Source organism: Enterobacter sp. HG048, from assembly GCF_024702055.1.
Classification (GTDB): domain Bacteria; phylum Pseudomonadota; class Gammaproteobacteria; order Enterobacterales; family Enterobacteriaceae; genus Enterobacter; species Enterobacter dykesii.
This window is the reverse complement of the sequence record NZ_JANLIZ010000035.1, coordinates 1-2,302: the sequence shown is the minus strand read 5'-3', so window position 1 is coordinate 2,302 and position 2,302 is coordinate 1. Positions and strand designations below refer to the sequence as shown.

At 44.1% G+C, this 2,302-nt stretch carries 3 protein-coding genes; all 3 read left to right on the top strand.

The features are described from left to right. Positions 1-960, top strand: a 960-nt coding sequence (locus NUX24_RS21660; protein WP_257834058.1) for an RHS repeat-associated core domain-containing protein, incomplete at its 5' end; no start/stop codon positions are given. 11 nt (positions 961-971) lie between these two features. Continuing rightward, positions 972-1,454 carry an SMI1/KNR4 family protein gene (locus NUX24_RS21655; protein WP_047652251.1) on the top strand — a complete coding sequence of 161 codons (483 nt, stop codon included), beginning with the start codon at positions 972-974 and terminating at the stop codon, positions 1,452-1,454. A gap of 171 nt (positions 1,455-1,625) precedes the next feature. Beyond that, complete coding sequence (locus NUX24_RS21650; protein WP_126331336.1) at positions 1,626-2,099, top strand: hypothetical protein; 474 nt, start codon at positions 1,626-1,628, stop codon at positions 2,097-2,099. The last annotated feature ends 203 nt before the right edge of the window (positions 2,100-2,302 follow it).

The window sequence follows — 2,302 nt, the reverse complement described above, 5'->3', positions numbered from 1 at the left end:
CAGCCGCGGGACCGCAATAAACCGCAGACGCAGGTCAGCTTCCGCTACGATCCGCTCGGGCGACGCATCAGCAAAACGCGACGCCAGATGCTGGGCGGACAGCCAACCGGTAAGCCGGTCACCACCCGGTTTGTCTGGGAAGGCTTCCGCCTGCTGCAGGAGGTGCACGGGGATGTGCCGCTGACCTACGTCTACAGCGATCAGGACAGCTACGATCCGCTGGCACGTATTGATGGCGTGGATGCTCCGGAGATCTTCTGGTTCCACTGCCAGCCCAACGGCACGCCGGAGCGGATGACGGATATCGAAGGGCAGGTGCGCTGGGAAGGTGTGAACAGCGCCTGGGGCAAGCTGCTGCGGGAAAGCGAGACGAAGGTATCAGGATATTCTCAGAACCTGCGGATGCAGGGGCAATACCTGGACCGTGAGACAGGGCTGCACTACAATCTGTTCCGGTATTACGACCCGGACTGCGGGCGGTTTACGCAGCAGGACCCGATAGGACTGGCGGGGGGAATAAACCTTTACCAGTATGCGCCGAATGCGCTGGGATGGGTGGATCCGTGGGGGTTAGCATTAAAGGGAGTTGACTTTACAGGAAGTCCAGATCTTTTCCCTATCAATGGAACGAAACAGAATATTGTATCTATTACAATGCAAGGAACTCGAGATAGAGATTTCACCGAGGCTTTCAAGGCAGCCGGTATTTCTAAAAGCGAAGCAACCGGATATACATGGCATCATGTCGATGATTTTGACCCAGCCACAGGAAGGACAACAATGCAATTAGTAAAAACTTCTGCGCATGAAGCTACTTTCCCACATAAAGGCTCAGTCTCACAATTCGAGAAATATTTTGGCGTAAAATATGGTTCCCAAGAAGCCATTGCTGTTTCTCATTCTAAAGGCTGGTTGAAGGGGCGAGTCCCGAAAAAATTGCGTGCAAACTGTCACCAGTGAGGTATAAATCAATGAATCATTTCAGTAACTGTGAAAAAAATATTGGACGTGCAGATATTGCTAAAGCGGAAGATAAATTATCTATTACTCTTCCGGATGATTTCGTCTCACATTATCTGCAATTTAATGGTGGCACTCCAGAGAAAAGTTGGTGGGACGGTGATGAAGATTTTGAGCCAATAGAGGTGGCTGCGTTTAAGCCGTTTGTTTATAATAGTCATACAAATAATGCCCCTGGCTCTTTAATTGACGGTTGCTATATCAGCATGGTGGATAGGGAAGTGATTCCTAAAAACCTGCTTCCTTTCGCAAATGATTGGGGAGGGAATTTCTTCTGCCTGAATTTAGATAATTACTCAATTGTATATTTTGCTACAGATTCTTTTGATGAGGATTTGACTATGCACGAGAATCACACGAAACTTCAAAGATATCTGACAAATTCATTTGCTAACTTTGTTAACGAATTAGTAGCAGAAGAGGATCTTTCTTAAAGTACACTTAAAAATTTAATCGATTTATTTAATTCGATTGCTGTTATTTTGATATTCATATTGTTAATAAAGCTCTGTGACGCAGCTCATAGAGCTTTATTATAAAGCAGCATGGCTGCTTGGAGTTATGAACATACCTAGGTTCCTAGGTAAAATAAATCAGGTTAAAATATGAAGATATCCTGGTTAGCAATATATAGGTTAAATAATATTAATTGGTTTGTTAATCTTGGTGTGGCAACGACACTCACTGGTGTTATACAAGTTCAGTCCTTTAGCTTATTTATAAAAGGGCTGAATAGCGATGAATGGGAAAGAGCCACCCTGGCGGCTGGTAATGAAATAACGGGTTATCTCGCAAAAAAACACACTAACAAATATCAATATTGGAATTCTTTGGTCAAAGAAGCCAAGAATGTTGTAGAGAATGATATTATCCCAAAAATAACCCTCCCGGAGTCAGTGAAAGGCTCAATGACTGAGACGTTAAAATGGGATCTTGTGAATTACTTGCTTGAAGATGCGTATAGTAATTTTCTTCAAGAGCCATTCTTTTTTGACGGATTAATTAATGTTTATGAAGCTGGGCATATGCCCTGTGGATGGTCAGGTACTTGGCCAGCGGGCAAACTAGTCATCTATTGATAGATCACGCGCAAAAAATCCACGCCAAGGCGTGGATTTTTTTCATTCAAAACAAATCAAACATTAAACAAGAAGTTCTTCACATCGCTATCTTTAACGACTTAATCTTTCCCTTCCGCACGTATCTTGCTTGCTTTTTTTGCACATTGCTTACCCTTAGCGGTCGTTATACTCGCGACGAATATCCCCCCTGAGAATAGCCC